Here is a 20762-nt window from a genome sequence, read left to right on the forward strand (position 1 = left end):
TACGGCGACTACTGCCTGGCTACTACCCTACCAGAACCCGCTACAGCACACCTACTGTTGTTCCTGTTGCTGCTTTCGCTGTTCTTCAAGTTGCTGTTGCTCTTTCAACTGGTCCTGACGTTTCTGCTCGGCTTTCTCGGCCGCCTGCTTCTGACGAGCCTCGACGTCGGCCTTGTGTTGCGCCGCGTCGGCCTGCTTCTTCTCGAAGGTCTGCTGCTTCTCCACCCGCTCCTGCGCCTTTTGCGCGCCCTGCTGACGCGCCTGGTCGAGCTTGCGCTGGAAGTCGCCCTGCTTCTGATCGTATGCCTGGCTGTTGGCTGCGGCTTGCGACGGACTGATGCCGCGCTGCGCCTGATCCAGCGCGTGCTGTTGTTGCTTCTGCTGATAGGCTTGCGCGTTGGCGCTGCGTTGCGGCGCCTCGGCCGCGCGCTGCGCCTGGTCGAGCTGGTGTTGGCGCTGCTTGTCTTCGTAGGCTTGAGCGTTACGCGCGTCGTCAGCGGCACGCTGCGGCGCGCTGGCTTCGTCCTGGGCGCGTTTGAGCGCTGCCTGCTCGTCACGCTGGCGGGCGCGCTGGACACGCTGTTCGCCGTCTAGCGCGAGCTGTTCCTTGCGAATATCGGCCTGCACCGAACGCATGCTGTCGCGCGCCTTGTTCAGACAGTGGTTGACAAAGAACTTACTGTAGCAATCGTGTTCGGCGACCGCGTAACGGTAGTTGTTTTCCTCAGTGCGCTGATCGAGAACTTTCTGCCGCGCTTCGAATGCGCTGTCAGACGATGCCGCGTTATCGGCATTGTCCGCGCCCGTGGCGTTCAGGGTGCTCGTTGTGCCCGAAGCGGCTGCCGGCGCCAGACTGCTGGCGGCCACAAGCGGCGCTGCGGATTGCGCTACGGCCGGCGCGGACACCGCCAGCGAAGCTGCCATGACGCACGACGCGCACGAAGCGAAAAACATCCCATTGGACGGAAGCGCAGACCTGAACAGCGACCGCAACGCCGACATGAGCGATGTAAGCGGCGAGCGCGACAAACGCGGCGTCAGAAAAAGCGGTAATTGTGACAAGCGAGAGACCAAGCGGGAGTCCAGGCGGTTGAGGGACAAGGAGGTTGGCAACGTCGTAATTGGTCAACGGAACATGCCCGAAATTCTATCACCCTGCGGTTGAGCCCTTTTGCATTTATGGCAAAATGCCCCGCTCCAGCAACCTGGTCGCAGCGCGCACGCCCAGCGTGCACCGGCGTGCCCGACGTGGGCCCGGCGCGCGTCTGGCATGTACTTGGCATGTGCCGCTACCGCGCGACCTTTGATTGAGCAGCAGGAACACCAAGACCTTATGACGGAAACCGTAGCACTCAAGATCGTACAGCGCATCGCCGCCGAACTGTCCGTCCAGCCGCGCCAGGTCGCGGCCGCGGTGCAACTTCTCGACGAAGGAGCGACTGTTCCGTTCATCGCCCGCTACCGGAAGGAAGTGACCGACAATCTCGACGACACGCAACTGCGTAATCTCGAGGAGCGCCTGCTGTACCTGCGCGAGCTGGAAGACCGGCGCGCCACGATCATTGCGAGCATCGACGAACAGGGCAAGCTCACCGACGAACTGCGCGCCGCGATAGAAGGCGCCGACAGCAAGCAGGTGCTGGAAGACCTGTATCTCCCCTACAAGCCGAAGCGCCGCACGCGCGCGCAGATCGCCCGCGAAGCCGGTCTGCAGCCGCTCGCCGACGCGCTGCTGGCCAATCCCCTGCTCGACCCGCAAACCGAAGCCGCCACCTACGTGGACGCCGAGAAAGGCGTCGCCGACATCAAGGCCGCGCTCGACGGCGCGCGCGACATTCTCTCCGAACAGTTCGGCGAAACCGCGGATCTGCTCGGCAAGCTGCGCGATTACCTGTTCAACCAGGGCGTGGTGTCGTCGAAAGTGGTCGAGGGCAAGGAAAACGCGGAAGAAGAAAAATTCCGCGATTACTACGATTATGCGGAAACCATCCGGACCGTGCCGTCGCATCGCGCGCTGGCTTTGTTCCGCGGCCGCAATGCAGGCGTGCTGATGGTCAAACTGGGTCTCGGCGAAGAACTCGACGCGCAGGTGCCGCACCCGGGCGAAGCGTTGATCGCCCGCCACTTCGGCATCGCCAATCAGAACCGCCCGGGCGACAAGTGGCTCGCCGACGTGTGCCGCTGGTGCTGGCGCGTGAAGGTGCAGCCGCATATCGAAAACGAACTGCTGACCAATCTGCGCGACGAAGCCGAACATGAAGCGATTCGCGTGTTCGCGCGCAACCTGAAGGACTTGCTGCTGGCAGCACCCGCAGGACCGAAGGCCGTGATCGGGCTCGATCCGGGCATGCGCACCGGCGTGAAAGTTGCGGTGGTCGATCGGACCGGCAAGGTGCTCGCCACCGACGTGATTTATCCCCACGAGCCGCGTCGCGACTGGGATGGCTCGATTGCGAAACTGGCGCGCATCTGCGCACAGACGCAGGCTGAGTTGATCAGTATCGGCAACGGCACGGCGTCGCGGGAAACGGACAAGCTTGCGAGCGAACTGATCGCGCGTCATCCGGAGTTCAAGCTGCAGAAGATCGTCGTCTCGGAAGCCGGCGCGTCGGTGTATTCGGCCTCCGAACTCGCGGCGAAGGAATTTCCGGACATGGACGTGTCGCTGCGCGGCGCCGTGTCGATTGCGCGCCGTCTGCAGGATCCGCTCGCGGAATTGGTGAAGATCGAGCCGAAGGCAATCGGCGTCGGCCAGTACCAGCATGACGTGAATCAGCGCGAACTGGCCCGCTCGCTCGACGCGGTGGTCGAGGATTGCGTGAACGCGGTCGGCGTGGATGCCAATACGGCGTCGGTCGCGTTGCTCGCGCGCGTGTCGGGTTTGAACGCGACGCTGGCACGCAACATCGTCGACTATCGCGATGCAAACGGCCCGTTCCCGTCGCGCGAACATCTGCGCAAGGTGCCGCGTCTGGGCGACAAGACCTTCGAACAGGCCGCCGGTTTCCTGCGCATCAACAACGGCGAGAACCCGCTCGACCGCTCGTCGGTTCACCCGGAAGCGTATCCCGTCGTGGAACGCATGCTCGCGAAGATCAGCAAGCACGTCGGCGAAGTGCTCGGCAATCGCGACGCGCTGCGTGGCCTCTCGCCGGCCGAATTCGTCGACGAGCGTTTCGGCCTGCCGACCGTGCGCGACATTCTGCTGGAACTCGAAAAGCCGGGCCGCGACCCGCGCCCCGAGTTCAAGACCGCGACCTTCCGCGAAGGCGTCGAGAAGGTCAGCGATCTGACGCCGGGCATGGTGCTCGAAGGCGTCGTGACGAACGTGGCGGCCTTCGGTGCGTTCGTCGACATCGGCGTGCATCAGGACGGTCTGGTGCACGTGTCGGCCATGTCGACGAAGTTCATCAAGGACCCGCACGAAGTAGTCAAGGCCGGCCAGATCGTCAAGGTGAAGGTGCTGGAAGTCGACGTGAAGCGCCAGCGTATCGCGCTGACCATGCGTCTGGACGACGAGTTCGGCGCGGCGGCCGCGCAGCGCAGCGGTGGGGGCGCCCAACAGGATCGTGGCGGTTCCGGCCGCTCGGGTGGCGGCGGTGGCCGCGGCGCGCAGCAACAGCGCTCGCGTGAGCCGGAAGCAGGCGGCGCAATGGCCGCGGCATTCGCCAAGCTCAAGCAGAAGTAAGCGGGTTCGTCAGCGCGTGATTCGCTCACGCACTGACGTTCACGAGACTGAGCGGCAAAAAAAACCCACGCAATTGCGTGGGGGTTTTTTATCTCTTATCGCTTGCCGCGCCTTCGCATGCAAGGCGCGTCCGAACCTCGATCCATCGCGTCAGATCTCGATCTTTGTCCCCAACTCCACCACCCGGTTGGCGGGAATGCTGAAGAAGTCGGTCGGCTTGGCGGCGTTCTGGTGCATCCATGCGAACACACGTTCGCGCCACACCGACATGCCCGGCAACTGCGTCGGCACAACCGTTTCGCGAGCCAGGAAGAAGGACGTGTCCATCATCTCGAAGGTCATGTCGTGCGTGCGGCCGACCTCGAGCAGCACCGCCTTCACGTCAGGCGTTTCGTTGAAACCGTACGCCGCCTTGACGAGGTACAGGCCACCATTGAGATCCCTGACCGTCACGCGATCCGCGTCATTTACATACGGAATATCGAGCGTCACGAAGGTCAGGAAAATGGTGCGCTCGTGCAGCACCTTGTTGTGCTTAAGGTTGTGCAGCAAGCTCACCGGCACGAGCGAATCGCTGCCCGTCAGATAGATCGCCGTACCCGACACGCGATGCGGCGGATGCGCGAGCAAGCCCTGCAGGAACGGCATGAGCGGAATGCCGTCAGCGGCCGTGCGCTCCTTGACGATCATCCTGCCCTTGAACCACGTCATCAGCAGGAAGAACAGCAACGCGCCGATGCCGAGCGGCAACCAGCCGCCCTCTTCGACCTTCAGCAGATTGGCGCCGAAAAAGCCTAAGTCGACCACCATGAATACGCCGATGATCATCGCCACGAGAAGCTTGTTCCACTTCCACACCTTGACCATCACGACGCAGGCAAGGACCGTAGTGATCACCATGGTGGCCGTCACCGCGATACCGTAGGCGGCGGCGAGATTATCCGAACTCTTGAACGCGATCACGATGCACAGAATGATGAACAGCAGCATCCAGTTCACCACCGGCACATAGATCTGACCGATCGCCAGGTCCGACGTGTGCAGGATCTTCATGCGCGGCACGTAGCCGAGCTGGATCGCCTGGCTCGTCAGCGAATAGGCACCGGAAATCACTGCCTGTGACGCAATCACGGTCGCCACCGTCGACAGCACCACGAGCGGCAGCAACGCCCAATCCGGCGCGAGCAGGAAGAACGGGTTTTCGATCGCCTTCGGGTCATGCATCAGCAGCGCGCCCTGGCCGAAGTAGTTGAGCACCAGCGAGGGCATCACGAGGCAGTACCACGCCATCCGGATCGGTTTGGCGCCGAAGTGACCCATGTCGGCGTAGAGCGCTTCGGCGCCGGTCAGCACCAGCACGACCGAGCCGAGCACCACGTAGGCCTGCAACACATGCGCTGCCATAAAGGTGTAGGCGTAATACGGGTTCAGTGCGCTGATCACGTTCGGCGACTGAATGATGTGCCACAGACCCAGCGCGGCGAGCACCAGGAACCACAGCACCATGATCGGACCGAACAGGCGGCCGACGGTGGCCGTGCCGTGCCGCTGAATCCAGAACAGCAGCACGAGAATCACCATGGTGAGCGGCAATACCAGATGAGACATATTGGGCGCCGCGATCTCCAGACCCTCGACCGCCGAGATCACCGAAATAGCGGGCGTAATCACCGCGTCGCCATAGAACATGCAGGCGCCGAAGATGCCGAGCATCATCAGCAAGCCGGCCGCTTTCGCCTTCTGGTCGACAGAGCGCAGCGCCAGCGCCATCAGCGCGAGAACACCGCCTTCGCCGTTGTTGTCGGCGCGCATCACGAACAAGACGTACTTGATGCTGACCACGATCACGATCGCCCAGAACAGCAGCGAGATCACGCCCAGAATCGATTGATCGGTCAGCGGAATACCATGTGACGGGCTGAACGCCTCTTTCAGCGAGTACAGCGGGCTCGTGCCGATATCGCCGAACACCACTCCGATCGCAGCAATCGCGAGGGAAGGCAGAGGCTGTTTGTGCACGTGATTGTTATCTGTCATAGACGCGAGGAAATCCGTTCCCTGAGCGGAAAAAACGACCGCTATTCTAAACTGCCCGCCTAGCGCCGCCCGGCTTGTTGTGGATACACCACGTGGATGGTCCGCGCAGTGTAGCACTGCGATTTGGGCGCGTCTGCTGCGTCAGGCGTTTCGTCGGCACAGCATGGGCGTTTTGCAAGGCGCCGTTCGCAGAGCACATACGGCGGACATATAACGCGCCATAAAAAAACGGAGCCCAATCGGGCTCCGTTTTGCAGGCACTGCACGGGATACGACGCGATACACAAGACGTCGTAGCGTGCATCACGTGCCCGACGACTCCTGGTCCTGCTGCATGCCGCGCTTGATCCACGCGCCGAGGTTATGCGGACGAACCGTGTCCCACTCCTCGAACGGCTGGTGAATCCACGGATTGGTAGGCAAATACTGCACATGGTAATCAGGCTTCACTTTCGAGCAGCCCTTGTACCAGAGTACCGCCGAGCGCACCGCGGTGATCGCCGGATAGCGTTCTTTCAGATGCTGCTGCACGCGTGCCAGCGTCACGCCCGAATCGACCAGATCGTCGACCAGCAGCACGTTGCCGTGCAACTCGCCGCGCGTCATCGTGATGTATTGCGCGATGTCGAGCTCGCCCTGCTCCGTGCCTGCCGCCTCACGATACGAACTTGTGGCGAGAATCGCCAGCGGCAGATCGTAAATACGCGAGAGCTGGTCGCCGACGCGCAAACCACCGCGCGCGAGGCACAGAATCTTGTCGAACTTCCAGCCCGATTCGTGCACCTGCAACGCCAGCAGTTCAATCAGCCGGTGATATTCGTCCCAGCCGACCCACAGGTTCTTGTCGTCGTTGCGCGGATCTTTCATCGCAATCATGGGTACACCTTGCACCATGGCTTAAACCTTGAACGGATGACGAAGCAGAATCGTTTCGTCGCGATCCGGACCGGTCGACACCATGTCGATCGGAATGCCCGCGACTTCCTGCACACGCGTCAGATACGCACGCGCGGTGGCCGGCAACTTGTCCCATTCCGTGATGCCGACGGTGCTTTCCTTCCAGCCCGCGAAGGTTTCGTACACCGGCACGCAACGCGCGACTTCCGACGCGCCACGCGGCAGCAGGTCGACGTTCTTGCCGTCGACCGTGTAGCCGACGCACAGCTTCACTTCGTCGAGGCCGTCGAGCACGTCGAGCTTGGTCATGCACAGACCCGACACGCCGTTGATCTGGATCGAGCGGCGCAGCGCGGCGGCGTCAAGCCAGCCGGTGCGGCGCGGACGGCCGGTGACCGAGCCGAATTCCTTGCCGACCTTGGCGAGTTCCAGGCCGATCGGTTCCTGACGCGCGGCGTTATCCGCGTCGTACAGTTCGCTCGGGAAAGGGCCCGAACCGACACGCGTGCAATACGCCTTGGTGATGCCGAGAATGTAGTTCAGCTTTTGCGGACCGACACCTGCGCCCGCGGTGGCCGCACCGGCCACGCAGTTGCTCGACGTGACGTACGGATAGGTGCCGTGGTCGATGTCGAGCAGCGTGCCTTGCGCACCTTCGAACAGCAGGTTGTTGCCTGCGGCATTTTCGTCGTACAGACGACGCGACACGTCGGTCACCATCGGCTTCAGACGGTCGGCATAGCTCAGCATCGTGTCGAGCGTTTGCTGGAAGTCGACCGCGGCGACGCCCAGGTATTGCGTCAGCACGAAGTTGTGATAATCGAGATTTTCACGCAGACGTTCGGCGAAGCTCTCCGGCTCGAACAGGTCCTGCACGCGCAAACCGCGGCGCGCCACCTTGTCTTCGTAGGCCGGGCCGATGCCGCGGCCGGTGGTGCCGATCTTGCTCGCGCCGCGGCGCGCTTCGCGGCCCTGGTCGATGGCAATGTGGTACGGCAGGATCAGGGTGGTGGCTTCGGAAATGAAGAGGCGATTCTGAACATCGACCCCGGCGGCTTCGAGCTCGCCAATTTCCTTGAACAGCGCTTCCGGCGACAACACGACGCCATTGCCGATGTAGCACGCGACGCCGGGATGCATGATGCCCGACGGAATCAGACGCAAGATGGTTTTCTTGCCGCCGATGATAAGCGTGTGACCGGCATTGTGACCGCCCTGGAAGCGAACGACGCCTTGAGCGTGGTCCGTCAGCCAGTCGACGATCTTGCCCTTGCCTTCATCACCCCACTGGGTCCCCACGACGACGACGTTGCGCCCGGGGTTCACATTCACTGCGCTGGCAGACATGTTGTTTCGTAAGCTGGTTAAAAACGTATTCTACCTATGTTCGCGGAACCTTCCGAGTTTTTCCGTTTCCGCTCAACGGTATGCACGTTATGGTGGGTATAGGGAAAATAGCGCGGCGAGTGGCCGCGCCGGGTCCGGCGACGCTTTGGACGCCTTCTGAAATGCCCTTGGGATGCCCCTCGGGCGGTCTATCGATTCGCGCTCAGGAACGGGGTTCGACGACCCACGCGCCGTTGCGCTCGACCAACACGCGGTCGCAGGCAAATTCGTCCAGATCGTGCTCGTGACCAGGAAGCGCCTGGATCACCACTTCACCGGCATCGCGCAATGCGGCGACGCTCACGCGCAGCGCGTCGTCATGTTGCCACGGCGCGAGAATCGCGCTGCTGCGGGCCTCAACGGGCGAAATGCGAGCGACTTCGCGCAGATCGAGCGAGAAGCCGGTTGCCGCGCGCGCACGGCCGTAGGCCTGGCCGACGTGGTCATAACGGCCGCCGCGCGCAACCGCGTTCGGTACGCCGTCCACATACGCCGAGAACATCACACCGCTGTGGTACGCATAGCCGCGCAAATCGGCCAGGTCGATCATCACTTCGGCGCCGTCCACCTGGCTCGCGAGGAATGCGAGGTCGTCGAGCGCGCGGGCGATAGCCGGTGCGTTCGGCAAGCGTGCACGGGCTTCGTCGAGCACCGAGGCGTCGCCGTAGAGCGTGGGGAGCGAGCGCAAGGCGTCGCGCGTAACCGGGGTGAGATTGGCGGTCAGCTCGACGAGGCGCGGCACATCCTTGCCGGCCAACGCGTCGTAGAGCGATTGACCCAGCTCCGCAGCAGCAGGCTCCGCTTCGATCAGCGCGGCGAGCACGCCGGCATGACACAAATCGAGCCGCACTTTCGCGAGGCCGGCCAGACGCAGCGCGTCGAGCATCAACTGCTGGATTTCCAGATCCGCTTCGAGACCGGCGTGACCGTAGATTTCCGCGCCGATCTGGATCTGCTCACGTGTGGCGTGCAGGCCGCGCGGACGCGTATGCGCCACATTGCCGGCATAGCAAAGACGCGTCACGCCCTGACGATTCAGCAGGTGCGCGTCGATACGCGCGACCTGCGGCGTGATGTCGGCGCGCAGACCGAGCGTGCGCCCGGACATCTGATCGACGAGCTTGAATGTGCGCAGATTCAGATCGTGCCCGCCGCCGGTAAGCAGCGACTCGAGGTACTCGAGCAGCGGCGGCATCACCATCTCGTAGCCATACGAGCGGAAACGGTCCAGCAAATGGCGCCGCAACTCTTCGATCTTGCGGGCTTCCGACGGCAGCACGTCGGCGATATTCTCGGGAAGTAACCAGGTCGACATCGATACAGTCCTACGACGTTGAACACGGCGGCTGGGTGCGCCGGTAAGTGTGTGTGAATGGCGGGCGACGGCTCTATTCTGGCGGCTGTCGCGGGTATAGGAACGGCCCTTAGCGGCCCTTCGTAACCCTTCGTGGCCCCTTTTGCCAGCTTCCTGGCCCGCGCCGCTGAACGCTCGCTGTTGCCCCGCCACTGATGCCGCGCATATGGCGGACCAACGCAACGGCGCGCAGCGGCGGCGCCATGCAGCGCCTTCAGGTCACGATAAACAGCAGGATCAACCCGAGCACCATCACGACCAGCCCGCCGACGCGAATCTGATGCGGGGGCCGTTCCGCTATTTTACGGAACGTGTCGCGCCAGGCGCTCGGAAAAACGAAGGGAAACATCCCTTCGATAATCAGCATCAATGCGATCGCGAGCAGTAACGAGCCGGCTATGTCCATGCGAATGAAGGGGCCGCGATGCGGATGCCGCGGCGTTCCGGTTATCAGTGTTTGCGCGGTGCCGCGGGAGCGTCCGGGGCGGCGCCGCCGGTCGGGCTACGCATGAAGCGGAAGAACTCGCTGCTCGGGTCGACCACGATCACGTCGCCTGGTTTGAAGGTGTTCTTGTACGCCTGCATGCTTTGATAAAACTGGTAGAACTGCGGGTCGCTGCCATATGCCTCGGCCGCGATTTCCGCTGCCTTGGCATCGCCCTCGCCCTTGATGGTTTGCGCCTGACGATAGCCGTCCGCGAGAATCGCCTGTTGCTGGCTGACGGCATCCGCCTTGATCTGGTCGGCCTCGGCCGTGCCCTTCGCACGTTCGTCGGCCGCGGCCTGCTGGCGTGCGGCGATCATCCGCTTGTAGACGGAGTCGGCCATCGCGGCCGGGAAATCGACGCGCGTCAGTTGCACGTCGAGCACCGAAACGCCCAGCGATGCCGCGGCTTTGCTCATCGTGCCGCGCGCTTCATCAGCGACGGCTTGTTGCTTTGCCAGCGCATCGTTCAGCGTGACCTTGCTGAACGCGTCGCCGAGCGCGCTACGCGACAGCAGCGCCAGGCGGTCCGCCAGACTTTGCACGTCGCCCCGCGTTTCGGCGAGCAGCTTCAGCGGATCGGTTACACGGTATTTGATGACCGGGTTGGCCAGCAGGTCGGTTTTGTCCGACGTGACATAACGGTCTTCATCTGGCGCGTCGAGCGACTGGATCCGGTTATCGACAAGCGTGACCGTTTGCAACGGCGGCGGCAGCTTCACGTGCAGGCCAGGGCCGAGCAATTCGGGCGCGGTGTCGCCATGCGAGGACAGCACAGCCATATGCCGCTGGTCGACCACGAATACCATCGACGATGCGGCAAACAGCACGATGACGACGGCAACGACGAGCGCAATGATCTTGTTCATGATGTGCGCTCCTTATTGAACGTCGTCTTCGCGCATACGGCTGCGGAAGGAGTCGCGTGAACGCAGTGCATCGCTGCTGGCGGCGGCCTGGCTGGCAGGCGTCGCAACCGCGGCGGGAGCGGAAGCAGCGGCCGGTGCGGTGGTGCTGCTCGCGGCTTGCGGCACGGCAGCGCCCGACGTAACGGCAGCGCCGGAAGCGGCCGCAGCAGCGTCGGCAACGTGCTGCCGGGTCTGCTCGACCAGCTTGTCGAGCGGCAGATACAACACGTTGTTGCCGCTCTTGCTGTCCACAAACACCTTGGTCGTATTCGAATAGATCTGCTGCATGGTTTCCAGGTACATGCGCTCGCGAATCACAGCGGGCGCTTTCGAGTACTGCGCGTAGACCTGCTTGAAGCGCTCGGCATCGCCTTGCGCCTGGGTCACCGTCTTGTCGCTATACGTTTTCGCTTCGTCGACCTGATGCGCCACATCTGCTTGCGCGCGCGGCAGCAGCTCGGCGGCATAGGCCTGCGCGTCGCGTTTGGCGCGTTCGTTGTCCTGACGCACTTTGGCGGCATCGTCGAAAGCGGCCTGCACCTGGTCGGGCACCTGCACACCCTGGATCGTCACACCGGTCACGGCGAGGCCGGACTGGTATTCATCCAGGGATTGCTGAATCGACGCCATCAGTTGCTGGCGAATTGTTTCGCGATCCTGATAGAGGATGTCACTGGTGCTGCGCGCACCGACGATGCTGCGCACCGCCGCCTGTGCGGCCTGCATCACGCTCTGATCGGGATCGATGCTGCGGAAGAGATAGTCGGTCGGCTTGCTCACCTGGTACTGCACGGCAAAGCGCACGTCGACGATATCGGCGTCGTGCGTGAGCATCGACGCGTCCTTCACGTTGGCGAGGTGCACCACGTTGTTACGGCCGATCTCCACCTGGCGAATCTGGCCGATGTTGACGAGCTCGTGCGCTTCGAACGGATACGGCAGGCGCCAATGCACACCCTGCCCCGCGGTGTAGCGATACTTGCCGAACTGCATCACGACGCCGGCCTGGCCATCCTGCACGACAAACACGCCGCTGCCGAGATAGATCGCGATCAATACGCCGATCACGATGCCCACACCAATGCGCGCGCCGCGACCGTTGTCCGGACGGCCACCGCCTGTGCCGCCACCCTTGCGGCCGAACACCCGGCTCAAACGGCGGTTGAAATCGCGCCACATCTCGTCGAGATCGGGCGGGCCTTCACCGTCCTTGGCCGGCGGCCGCTTGGGTTCGTTGGGTCGTTGGCGTTCGCCATTGCCGTCGCCCCGGCCCCAGCGCGGATCGTTCAGTGAAAGCATGGCGCGCATGCGCAGCCAGATACTCCGCTCGTTGTAATCGTTCACCTGTGTTCGTTCACCAGAGTAGACAGCGGGTCAGTGCAATTGGAGCGGGTCAGTGCCCGAGTTCTGAGACCTTGCGGTCCTCGCGTGGTGCTGCCGACCGGTCTTCTTCCGAAAGATCGACCAGCGGATCGGAGAGAGGTTCGGCAGTAGCGATTTCAGCGATGGCAGCGCGCAATGTATCCAGCCCTTGCCCCGTGCGCGCGCTCAAAAAGACGCGCGAAATATTACCATACTCATCCCGCTCGACCGCGTCGCCACGGGCCGCCAACTCCGGCACGGCGTCGATCTTGTTGAACACCAGCACCTGACGGATCGTATCCGCACCAATTGCGTGCAACACCTCGTTCACCTGATCGATCTGATCGAGGCGCACGGCGCTCGACGCGTCGACCACATGCAGCAGCAGGTCGGCGTGGATGGTTTCCTCGAGCGTGGCGCGGAAAGCCGCCACCAGTTGGTGAGGCAATTCGCGAATGAATCCGACCGTGTCGGATACCACCACCTGGCCGGCTTCGTCGCCGAGATAGACACGGCGGGACGTGGTATCCAGCGTGGCGAACAGCTGGTCGGCGGCGTACGCCTGAGCCTTCGTCAGCGCATTGAAGAGCGTGGATTTGCCCGCGTTGGTGTAGCCGACAAGCGACACGGACATCGTCTGATTGCGGCTGCGCGCGCGGCGCTGCGTGCCGTGCTGACGGCGCAGTTTTTCGAGGCGGGTCTTGAGCGCCTTGATGCGCTCGCCGATCAAACGGCGGTCGGTTTCGAGCTGCGTTTCGCCAGGGCCGCGCAAACCGATACCGCCCTTCTGGCGCTCAAGGTGGGTCCATGCGCGGATTAGCCGCGTCGATAGATACTGCAACTGCGCGAGCTCCACCTGCAGCTTGCCTTCATGGCTGCGGGCGCGTTGCGCAAAAATATCGAGAATGAGGCTTGTGCGATCAATCACGCGGCGGTTAAGCGCCTGCTCCAGATTGCGCTGCTGCGCAGGCGCCAGAGCGTGATTGAAAATGACGAGTTCGATGTCGTTCGCCTCACAGGCAAGACGCAATTCTTCGGCCTTGCCACTGCCGACAAACATCTTGGCATCGGGACTGGACCGGCGCCCCATGAGGGTGACTAAGGGATTCGCGCCCGCGCTTTGCGCGAGCAGGCTGAGTTCTTCCAGACTGGCTTCGAAATCGATCTTACCGAAGTCGATGCCGACAAGCGCTGCATTGATCAAATTGGAGGGTATCAAAATAAGGCGGCCGGGAGTAATCGCCAACGGGCGACGCTACGCCGGCCGCGGACGGGGATTAGGACTGTTCGGAATCCGGGTGGAAATTCACCGGACGGGCAGGCACGACAGTAGAAATTGCGTGCTTGTAGACCATCTGGGTGACCGTATTCCGGAGCAACACGACGTACTGGTCGAACGATTCGATGTTCCCTTGAAGCTTGATGCCGTTGACCAAGTAGATCGACACCGGCACGTGCTCTTTACGCAGTGCGTTCAAAAACGGGTCTTGTAACAATTGCCCTTTGTTGCTCATAGCAAACTCCGTATTTTTTTGCAGGTTGACTGAATTGACGACGAAGAAAAAGAGATCCGCCGTCAACCGCTACACTATAGCCGATTTTCATTTTTGCGCGAGCGGGCCGGCCTCGCGGCCAAACCCAACACACACGCGGGTTTCAGCCTGGATTTAGCCTTTATCCGCGTAAGGGTTCGTCGACGATCTGAACTCTATGCGCAATGGAGTCCCAGTCAGCTTGAAAGTTTCCCTGAAGCGGTTTTCTAGGTAGCGTTTGTACGTTTCGGTGATCGCATCGAGCGCATTGCCGTGAATCACGATGATCGGCGGATTCTGTCCGCCCTGGTGCGCGTAACGCAGTTTCGGGCGCACCGGACCGCGTCGGCGCGGCTGCTGGAATTCCACTGCCTCGATCAGCGCGCGCGTCAACTTCGGCGTCGGCAGCTTGGCCATGGCGGCGGCGTAGGCGTCGTCGACCGAGCGCATCAGCGGGCCGATTCCGGTTTTTTCCGCGGCGGAAATGAAGTGGAATTTGGCGAAGTCGAGAAATTTTAGTTTGCGCTCGATGTCGGCCTTAGTGCGCTCGCGCACATGCGAATCGAGCCCGTCCCATTTGTTCACGCCCACCACCAGCGCGCGGCCCTGCTCCACCACGAAACCGGCAATGTGCGCGTCCTGTTCGGAAATATCCTGCTGTGCGTCAAGCAGCAGGATCACGACGTTCGCGTCCGAAATCGACTGCAGCGTTTTCACCACCGAGAACTTCTCGATCGCTTCGAACACCTTGCCGCGGCGGCGCAAACCAGCCGTGTCGATCAGCGTGTAGGGCTTGCCCTGACGCTCGAAGTCGACGTAGATCGAATCGCGCGTCGTGCCCGGCATGTCGAACGCAATCACGCGCTCTTCGCCCACCAGCGCGTTGATCAAGGTCGACTTGCCGACGTTCGGCCGGCCGACGATCGCGATCTTCACGCCGTGCGCCTGTTTTTCCTCGTCGCTCTCTTCCGGCTGTCCGGCGTACGCGACACCCAGCGCGTCATTGATCATTTCGGTGACGCCGTCACCGTGTGCCGACGAAATCGCGCGCGGGTCGCCGAGACCGAGTTCGTAGAAGTCGGCGGCCACCGTGCTGTACTTCATCCCCTCCGCCTTGTTGACGACGAGGAAGATCGGCCGGCCGGTCTTGCGTAGGTAGTCGGCAATCGTCTTGTCCTGCGGCGCGAGACCGTTGCGGCCATCGACGATGAACACGACGACGTCCGATTCCTCGACCGCCTGGCGGGTTTGACGCGCCATCTCGTGCAGGATGCCGTCTTTCGCGACCGGCTCGAAGCCGCCGGTATCGACGACCAGATACGGCCGGTCGCCGGCGCGCCCCTCGCCGTAATGGCGATCGCGGGTGAGACCGGGCAGGTCGGCAACCAGCGCATCACGCGTGCGCGTGAGACGGTTGAATAGCGTGGATTTCCCCACATTGGGGCGCCCAACCAGGGCAATAACGGGTTTCATCAGATGTTGTTCACGGTGAAACGCGGGATCGAAATCGACGGCCCGCGTAGCGACGCCATGCGGCCGCTACACGGCAGCCTTTGACGAAAATTATCACGAATTCGGCCAGCCCCGGATGTGCTGTCAATATGCGCACCCGGGCGGACGGGGGTTTGGCTGTATGGGGCGGCGCCAGTGGGCCGCCAGCTTCAGTCTTTCTTGCTCAACGGCTCACACGCCGGTTCGATACGATTCTCTGCGGTATCGACCAGGATGCCGTCGAAGGTGGCGCCGCAAGCAGCCACCAATGGCCACATGGGCCGTTTCTGATCCGACTTGCCGGACCAGCCAGTCCGGCGGAGTATTTCTAGTTGCCCAGCTATACAACAAAAACGCGTGCGGCCGGCGAAGCCGGCCTGCACGCTTGACGACGCTTGACTGGCAATAGCCTGCGCGATTAGCGCGGGCGGTAGCCGTACAGGTCGCCGTCGTGCGTCAGCACGACCAGCGTTTCGCCGGCCAGCACCGGCGCCGCGGTAATCGGGCTGCCGTCGGTCTTCACACGGGCCACGAGCGTGCCGTCGTCGCGCGACAGGAAGTGCACGAAACCCTGGTAGTCACCCAGCACGGCGGCATGACCCAGAATGAACGGGACGCTGAGTTCGCGATTCTTCAGCTTGTCGTTCTTCCACAGCGTCGCGCCATTGCTGACGTCGAACGCCGACACCACCGACCAGTCGTCGGCCGCCACCACAGCGCGGTCATCCTGCGCGAGACCGCTCGTGCTCGAAAACGCCTTTTCCCACACCGCGCGGCCGGAGTTCGCGTCGAAGCAGCCAATCTGACCCTGGAACGTCACCGCGCAGGTTTCCGAGCCAAGCAGCGTGGGCGGGCCCGTCACGTCGTTGATGCGCTCCACTTCCGTCACGCCCTTCGGATACGACACCGGGGTCTGCCAGTAGTTGTCGCCGGTCTGCAGGTTGATCGCAGCGAATGCGCCGCCCGGGAAGCCGGCCAGCACCGCCGCGTCGCCCGCGAACGTCATACCAGAGGAAACGCGCAGGTTGAGCGGCACCGCGCGGTTGCGATAATTCCACTTCTGCTCGCCAGTTTGCGCATTGAACGCGACGATCTGACCGTCGACCGTGCGCACCACCACGAGGCCGTTGCCGACCAGCGGCGGCGAGATGATTTCGCCAGGCGCCTTGGCGGTCCACAATTGTTTGCCGTCCGCGCCGAGCACGTAGACATCGCCCTTCAGGCCGCCAACCGCCGTGAGCGTGCCGTCGCTGCCAACACCTGCCGACAGATCGTCATGCAGCTTGACGCGCCAGATGTCCTTGCCGGTTTGCGCGTCGATCTTCGCAACCGAGCCGTTCGCGCCCGCCGCATACACCGCGTTGCCGACCGCGACCGGCGAGAACAGGTAACGACCCGCCTTGCCGACGCTCGTCTTCCACGCCTGCTGCACGTCGAGCACGGGTTTGAACTCGGTGAGCGGCGTGGGCTCGCGGCGCTCGTCTTTCGTGGATGAGCAAGCCGCCATGGTGAGCACGGTCATCGCACAGGCAACGGGCACAGCGTAACGTTTCAGCAGATTCATCGGTGGACGAAGCATTCAGGAAATGAGTTAAAGGAGACCGGTTGGTCGTATCATGCGGCGCGCTGCATGCGGCGATTAGCCGCCCAGCGCGTCCAGCTTGAACTGAATCAACTGGCGAGCCGAGCTATCGTTTTTCGACAGCGAGTCGAGGGCAAGCTTGTAGGCCGCGCGCGCATCGTCACGCTTGCCTTGGGCGGCGAGCAGATCACCGCGGCCGTCCGCCACAATGCCCTTGAACGCATCGGACTGCGGTTCGGCGAGCAGTGCGAGGCCCTGGTCGTAAGCCTTGTCGTCGAGCAGCAGCGAAGCCAGACGGAGCTTGGCGATCTGCTTGAACTCGTCGTCTTTTGCGTGATCGATGGTCCATTGCAACTGGGCCTTCGCGGCAGCTTCGTCACCCGCGGCGTACAGCGCCTTGGCGGCGCCCAGCGCGGTCATCTGCGCATACGCGGTGCGGCTGAACTTGTCTTCCATATCGGTGGCAACGCGCGTGATCTTCGCCTTGTCACCCGATGCAACGGCTTGTTGCACCTGGTCATACAGCACCGCGGCTTCCGCGGCCTGGCGCCGTTGCCAGAAATTCCAGCCGTTCCAGCTAGCGGCGGCAACCAAGGCCACCAGCACGATCCACGTGGTTGCATTGCCCCACTGCGTCCACCATGCCTTCAGACTTTCAATCGATTCTTGTTCGTCGTGGTAACTCATCGCCCGGCGATTTCCTCTTTCTTGATACGTGTGCGTGTCGAGCCAAGGGGCTCGACGACATCGCGATCAGTCGTCGCCGTCTTCGGCGGTTGCAACCATCGCATTGATTAGAAATTCGGTCAAGTCTTCGGCGGGCACGTTATGTTGCTCGTTTTTACCGCCGTTAGAACTTGTATCACGGAGCGGTTTGACGCCGACCGTGCCGTTCGCAATCTCGTCTTCGCCGAGGACCACCGCGAATGCCGCGCCGCTCGCGTCGGCACGCTTCATTTGCGACTTGAAGCTCGCCGTCTGACCGTCCGCGCTGCAATGCAGGATCACGTCGAGACCCGTGTCGCGCAAACGCTCGGCGATGATAAAGGCCTGTTCGCGCGCCGCGTCGCCCTGATGGACTACGTATACGTCGCAGCCTTCGTCTTCCGGTACGAGCTGATCTTCTTTCAGCAGCTCGAGGATACGCTCGACGCCCATGGCCCAGCCGCATGCGCCCGTCGGCTTACCGCCAAGCTGTTCGATCAGCGGATCGTAACGGCCGCCGGCCGCGACGGTGCCTTGCGCGCCGAGCTTGTCGGTCACCCATTCGAACACGGTCAGATTGTAATAATCGAGACCGCGCACGAGGCGCGGATTGATCGTGAACGGAATGTTGTTCGCCTTCAGAATGCGCTGCAGGCCTTCGAAGTGCGCGCGCGATTCTTCGCCGAGAAAATCGATCAGCTTGGGTGCGTTCTGCGCGACTTCCTGCATGGCAGGATTTTTCGTGTCGAGCACGCGCAGCGGGTTCGTGTACAAACGGCGCTTCGCCTCTTCGTCGAGCACGTCCATGTGCTTTTCGAGGTACGCGATCAACTCGACGCGATGCGCCGCGCGCTCTTCCACGAGACCCAGCGAATTGAGCTCGAGCTTGATGCCCATCAAGCCGAGGTCGTCCCACAGACGCTGACACATCATGATGATTTCAGCGTCGGCGTCCGGACCGGCAAAGCCCAGCGCTTCCACGCCGACCTGATGGAACTGGCGATAGCGGCCGCGCTGCGGACGCTCGTGACGGAACATCGGGCCGATGTACCACAGGCGCTTCGGACCGTCGTACAGCATGTTGTGCTCGATCGTCGCGCGCACCACAGCCGCCGTGTTTTCCGGGCGCATCGTCAGATTTTCGCCGTTCAATGCGTCGGTAAAGCTGTACATCTCTTTCTCGACGATGTCGGTCACCTCACCGATACCGCGCTTGAACAACTGCGTATGCTCGATGATCGGCGTACGAATATTCTGGTATCCGTACGAGCGCAGCATCGACTTGACGGTCGCTTCAAAAAATTCCCACAGCCCGGCGTCCTGCGGAAGGATGTCATTCATGCCCTTCACACCGGACAACTTTTCGAGCTTTTTCTTCTGTTCAGTCATCTGTCTTCGATTGGCGGTATTTAGTTGAGTGCTTCGGCGCGGCCATAGCGGCGCTCGACGTAGTCACTCACGATTTGCTGGAATTCTTGCGCGATGTTCTCGCCGCGCAGCGTCTTGACCTTCTCGCCGTCGATGAACACCGGCGCGGCCGGATTTTCGCCCGAACCCGGCAAGCTGATGCCGATATTCGCCTGTTTCGATTCGCCCGGACCGTTGACGATGCAGCCCATCACCGCGACGTGCATCTTTTCGACGCCAGGATATTGATCGCGCCACACCGGCATCTGCGTGCGCAGATAGGTCTGGATTTGCGACGCCAGCTCCTGGAACAGCGTGCTGGTGGTACGGCCGCAACCCGGGCACGCGATCACCATCGGCGTGAACGAACGCAGGCCCATGGTCTGCAGAATTTCCTGGCCGACGATCACTTCACCCGTGCGCGGGCCACCCGGTTCGGGCGTGAGCGAGATACGGATCGTGTCGCCGATGCCTTGCTGCAGCAACACCGACAACGCAGCGGTCGACGCCACAATGCCCTTCGACCCCATGCCCGCTTCGGTCAGACCCAGATGCAGCGCGAAGTCGCACCGGCGCGCGAGTTCACGGTACACCGCGATCAGATCCTGCACGCCGCTGACCTTGCAGGACAGAATGATCTTGTTGCGCGGCAAGCCGATTTCGACCGCGCGCTCCGCCGAGCCGATCGCCGACTGGATCAACGCTTCGTACATCACGCTCTGCGCTTCCCACGGCGTGGAACGCGCGGCGTTTTCGTCCATCATCTTCGCGAGCAGGTCCTGGTCGAGGCTGCCCCAGTTGACGCCGATCCGCACCGGCTTGTCGTACTTCACCGCCGCTTCGATCATCTGCGCGAACTGCGTGTCGCGCTTCGCGCCGTGGCCGACATTGCCCGGATTGATCCGGTACTTCGACAACGACTCCGCGCACGCGGGGTAATCGCGCAGCAGCAAATGGCCGTTGTAATGAAAATCGCCGACCAGCGGCACCGACACGCCCATGCGGTCAAGCTGCTCGCGGACAGCCGGCACGGCCGCCGCCGCTTCCGGCGTGTTGACCGTGATACGCACCAGCTCCGAACCGGCTTGCGCCAGTTCCTTGATCTGGATCGCCGTGCCGATCGCGTCCGCGGTGTCGGTGTTGGTCATCGACTGGACGCGCACGGGCGCATCGCCGCCGATGGTGACGAGCTGGCCGCCCCAACGGACATCGACTGCGTGCGACTTGCGCCGCGCAGCGTGGCCGCCGAACACCGGCTCGTTTGAAACGATCTTGCTACTGGATTGGGATTGAGCTTCGGATTGCATCGAAAAACCCATTTACGCCGCATGCGCCACAAAAAAGACGTAGCGCCTGAATTGAAAAAGCGCCGCGAACCGGTTGGCCGCGACGCATACCGTATCTATCAAGGCAACGCGAAGCGCGCCACGTTACCCTTGGCTGCCGAATATTTGGACGGATCGACTGGCTGACCATCGAGCGTAAGCGACTCGAGACCCGCCTTGTTGCCGACCGTGACCTTGAAAGGGGCCGCGCCCGTTACTTCCTTCGTATCGCCTGCGTGCACGAGGCCGGAGAACACTTCCTTGCCGTCCTTGCCACGCACGCTGAACCAGCTGTCCTGCGTCACCCGCAACGCGATGATCGCCTCACCCGCGGCCGGCGCCGCCGTATCTGCTGCGGCCGATGCGCCTATCGCGGCGACCACTGGCGCGCTCGCGCTTTGCGCCGCCGCCTGGACCTGCGAACCGGCCTTCGGCGCGACTGCTGCCGTGACCGCCGGAGCGGAAGATGGCGCCGCACCGGTCGCCAGCGGCGCGGGCATCGGCGTAGCCGACGCTGCGTTATCCACCGCAGCCTGAGTTCCCGGGGCCGAAGCAGCGTCTTCCGCGGTTGCCTCGGAACCTGCCGGCTGACCCTGTGCCACCG

At 62.6% G+C, this 20762-nt stretch carries 18 protein-coding genes; 2 read left to right on the forward strand and 16 right to left on the reverse strand.

The genetic code is table 11. The features are described from left to right. Positions 1-51: 51 nt before the first annotated feature. A complete protein-coding gene (locus FSO04_RS29500; RefSeq protein ID WP_154565129.1) occupies positions 52-954 on the reverse strand; it encodes a hypothetical protein in 903 nt (300 codons plus the stop codon). Here FSO04_RS29500 and FSO04_RS46490 point away from each other — a divergent pair. Together FSO04_RS46490 and FSO04_RS29505 are read left to right on the forward strand one after the other, a co-directional pair. After that, positions 923-1165 carry a hypothetical protein gene (locus tag FSO04_RS46490; RefSeq protein WP_166618268.1) on the forward strand — a complete coding sequence of 81 codons (243 nt, stop codon included), beginning with the start codon at positions 923-925 and terminating at the stop codon, positions 1163-1165. The two genes, FSO04_RS29500 and FSO04_RS46490, sit on opposite strands and share 32 nt — an antisense overlap. A gap of 168 nt (positions 1166-1333) precedes the next feature. After that, positions 1334-3688 carry a Tex family protein gene (locus FSO04_RS29505; RefSeq protein WP_154565131.1) on the forward strand — a complete coding sequence of 785 codons (2355 nt, stop codon included), beginning with the start codon at positions 1334-1336 and terminating at the stop codon, positions 3686-3688. A gap of 150 nt (positions 3689-3838) precedes the next feature. On the opposite strand, the gene FSO04_RS29510 is transcribed toward FSO04_RS29505, so the two are convergent. The 15 genes from FSO04_RS29510 to FSO04_RS29580 all read right to left on the reverse strand — a co-directional run. Next, positions 3839-5725, reverse strand: a complete 1887-nt coding sequence (locus FSO04_RS29510) for a potassium transporter Kup (RefSeq protein ID WP_154565133.1) — start codon at positions 5723-5725, stop codon at positions 3839-3841. A gap of 303 nt (positions 5726-6028) precedes the next feature. Next, complete coding sequence (locus FSO04_RS29515) at positions 6029-6619, reverse strand: phosphoribosyltransferase (protein ID WP_054041857.1); 591 nt, start codon at positions 6617-6619, stop codon at positions 6029-6031. A 3-nt stretch (positions 6620-6622) separates the two neighbouring features. Continuing rightward, complete coding sequence (locus tag FSO04_RS29520; protein ID WP_054041858.1) at positions 6623-7969, reverse strand: adenylosuccinate synthase; 1347 nt, start codon at positions 7967-7969, stop codon at positions 6623-6625. Between the two features lie 202 nt (positions 7970-8171). Then, complete coding sequence (locus tag FSO04_RS29525; RefSeq protein ID WP_154565135.1) at positions 8172-9323, reverse strand: ATP phosphoribosyltransferase regulatory subunit; 1152 nt, start codon at positions 9321-9323, stop codon at positions 8172-8174. Positions 9324-9576: 253 nt separating this feature from the next. Next, positions 9577-9768 carry a DUF2065 domain-containing protein gene (locus FSO04_RS29530; protein WP_054041860.1) on the reverse strand — a complete coding sequence of 64 codons (192 nt, stop codon included), beginning with the start codon at positions 9766-9768 and terminating at the stop codon, positions 9577-9579. Positions 9769-9812: 44 nt separating this feature from the next. Next, positions 9813-10715 (reverse strand): protease modulator HflC, encoded by a 903-nt coding sequence (gene hflC, locus FSO04_RS29535; protein ID WP_154565137.1) that lies wholly within the window; start codon positions 10713-10715, stop codon positions 9813-9815. Between the two features lie 12 nt (positions 10716-10727). Further along, positions 10728-12098: an FtsH protease activity modulator HflK gene (gene hflK, locus FSO04_RS29540; RefSeq protein WP_168435890.1), complete on the reverse strand. Its 1371-nt coding sequence runs from the start codon at positions 12096-12098 to the stop codon at positions 10728-10730. 49 nt (positions 12099-12147) lie between these two features. Further along, positions 12148-13362, reverse strand: a complete 1215-nt coding sequence (gene hflX, locus FSO04_RS29545) for a GTPase HflX (RefSeq protein WP_154565139.1) — start codon at positions 13360-13362, stop codon at positions 12148-12150. A gap of 31 nt (positions 13363-13393) precedes the next feature. Continuing rightward, positions 13394-13630: an RNA chaperone Hfq gene (hfq, locus tag FSO04_RS29550; protein WP_006051315.1), complete on the reverse strand. Its 237-nt coding sequence runs from the start codon at positions 13628-13630 to the stop codon at positions 13394-13396. Between the two features lie 153 nt (positions 13631-13783). Further along, positions 13784-15121 carry a ribosome biogenesis GTPase Der gene (gene der, locus FSO04_RS29555; protein ID WP_093633525.1) on the reverse strand — a complete coding sequence of 446 codons (1338 nt, stop codon included), beginning with the start codon at positions 15119-15121 and terminating at the stop codon, positions 13784-13786. A gap of 436 nt (positions 15122-15557) precedes the next feature. After that, a complete protein-coding gene (bamB, locus tag FSO04_RS29560) occupies positions 15558-16703 on the reverse strand; it encodes an outer membrane protein assembly factor BamB (protein WP_054038228.1) in 1146 nt (381 codons plus the stop codon). A 75-nt stretch (positions 16704-16778) separates the two neighbouring features. After that, positions 16779-17408: a YfgM family protein gene (locus FSO04_RS29565; protein WP_154565141.1), complete on the reverse strand. Its 630-nt coding sequence runs from the start codon at positions 17406-17408 to the stop codon at positions 16779-16781. A gap of 66 nt (positions 17409-17474) precedes the next feature. After that, the gene (hisS, locus tag FSO04_RS29570) at positions 17475-18815 is read right to left on the reverse strand and encodes a histidine--tRNA ligase (protein ID WP_093633527.1); all 1341 of its coding nucleotides are present in this window, start codon (positions 18813-18815) and stop codon (positions 17475-17477) included. Positions 18816-18835: 20 nt separating this feature from the next. After that, positions 18836-20152, reverse strand: coding sequence for a flavodoxin-dependent (E)-4-hydroxy-3-methylbut-2-enyl-diphosphate synthase (gene ispG / locus FSO04_RS29575; protein WP_054038222.1), 1317 nt, complete (start codon positions 20150-20152; stop codon positions 18836-18838). Between the two features lie 86 nt (positions 20153-20238). Further along, positions 20239-20762, reverse strand: a 524-nt coding sequence (locus FSO04_RS29580) for a RodZ domain-containing protein (RefSeq protein ID WP_154565143.1), incomplete at its 5' end; no start/stop codon positions are given.

It is taken from the genome of Paraburkholderia madseniana, assembly GCF_009690905.1.
GTDB lineage: Bacteria > Pseudomonadota > Gammaproteobacteria > Burkholderiales > Burkholderiaceae > Paraburkholderia > Paraburkholderia madseniana.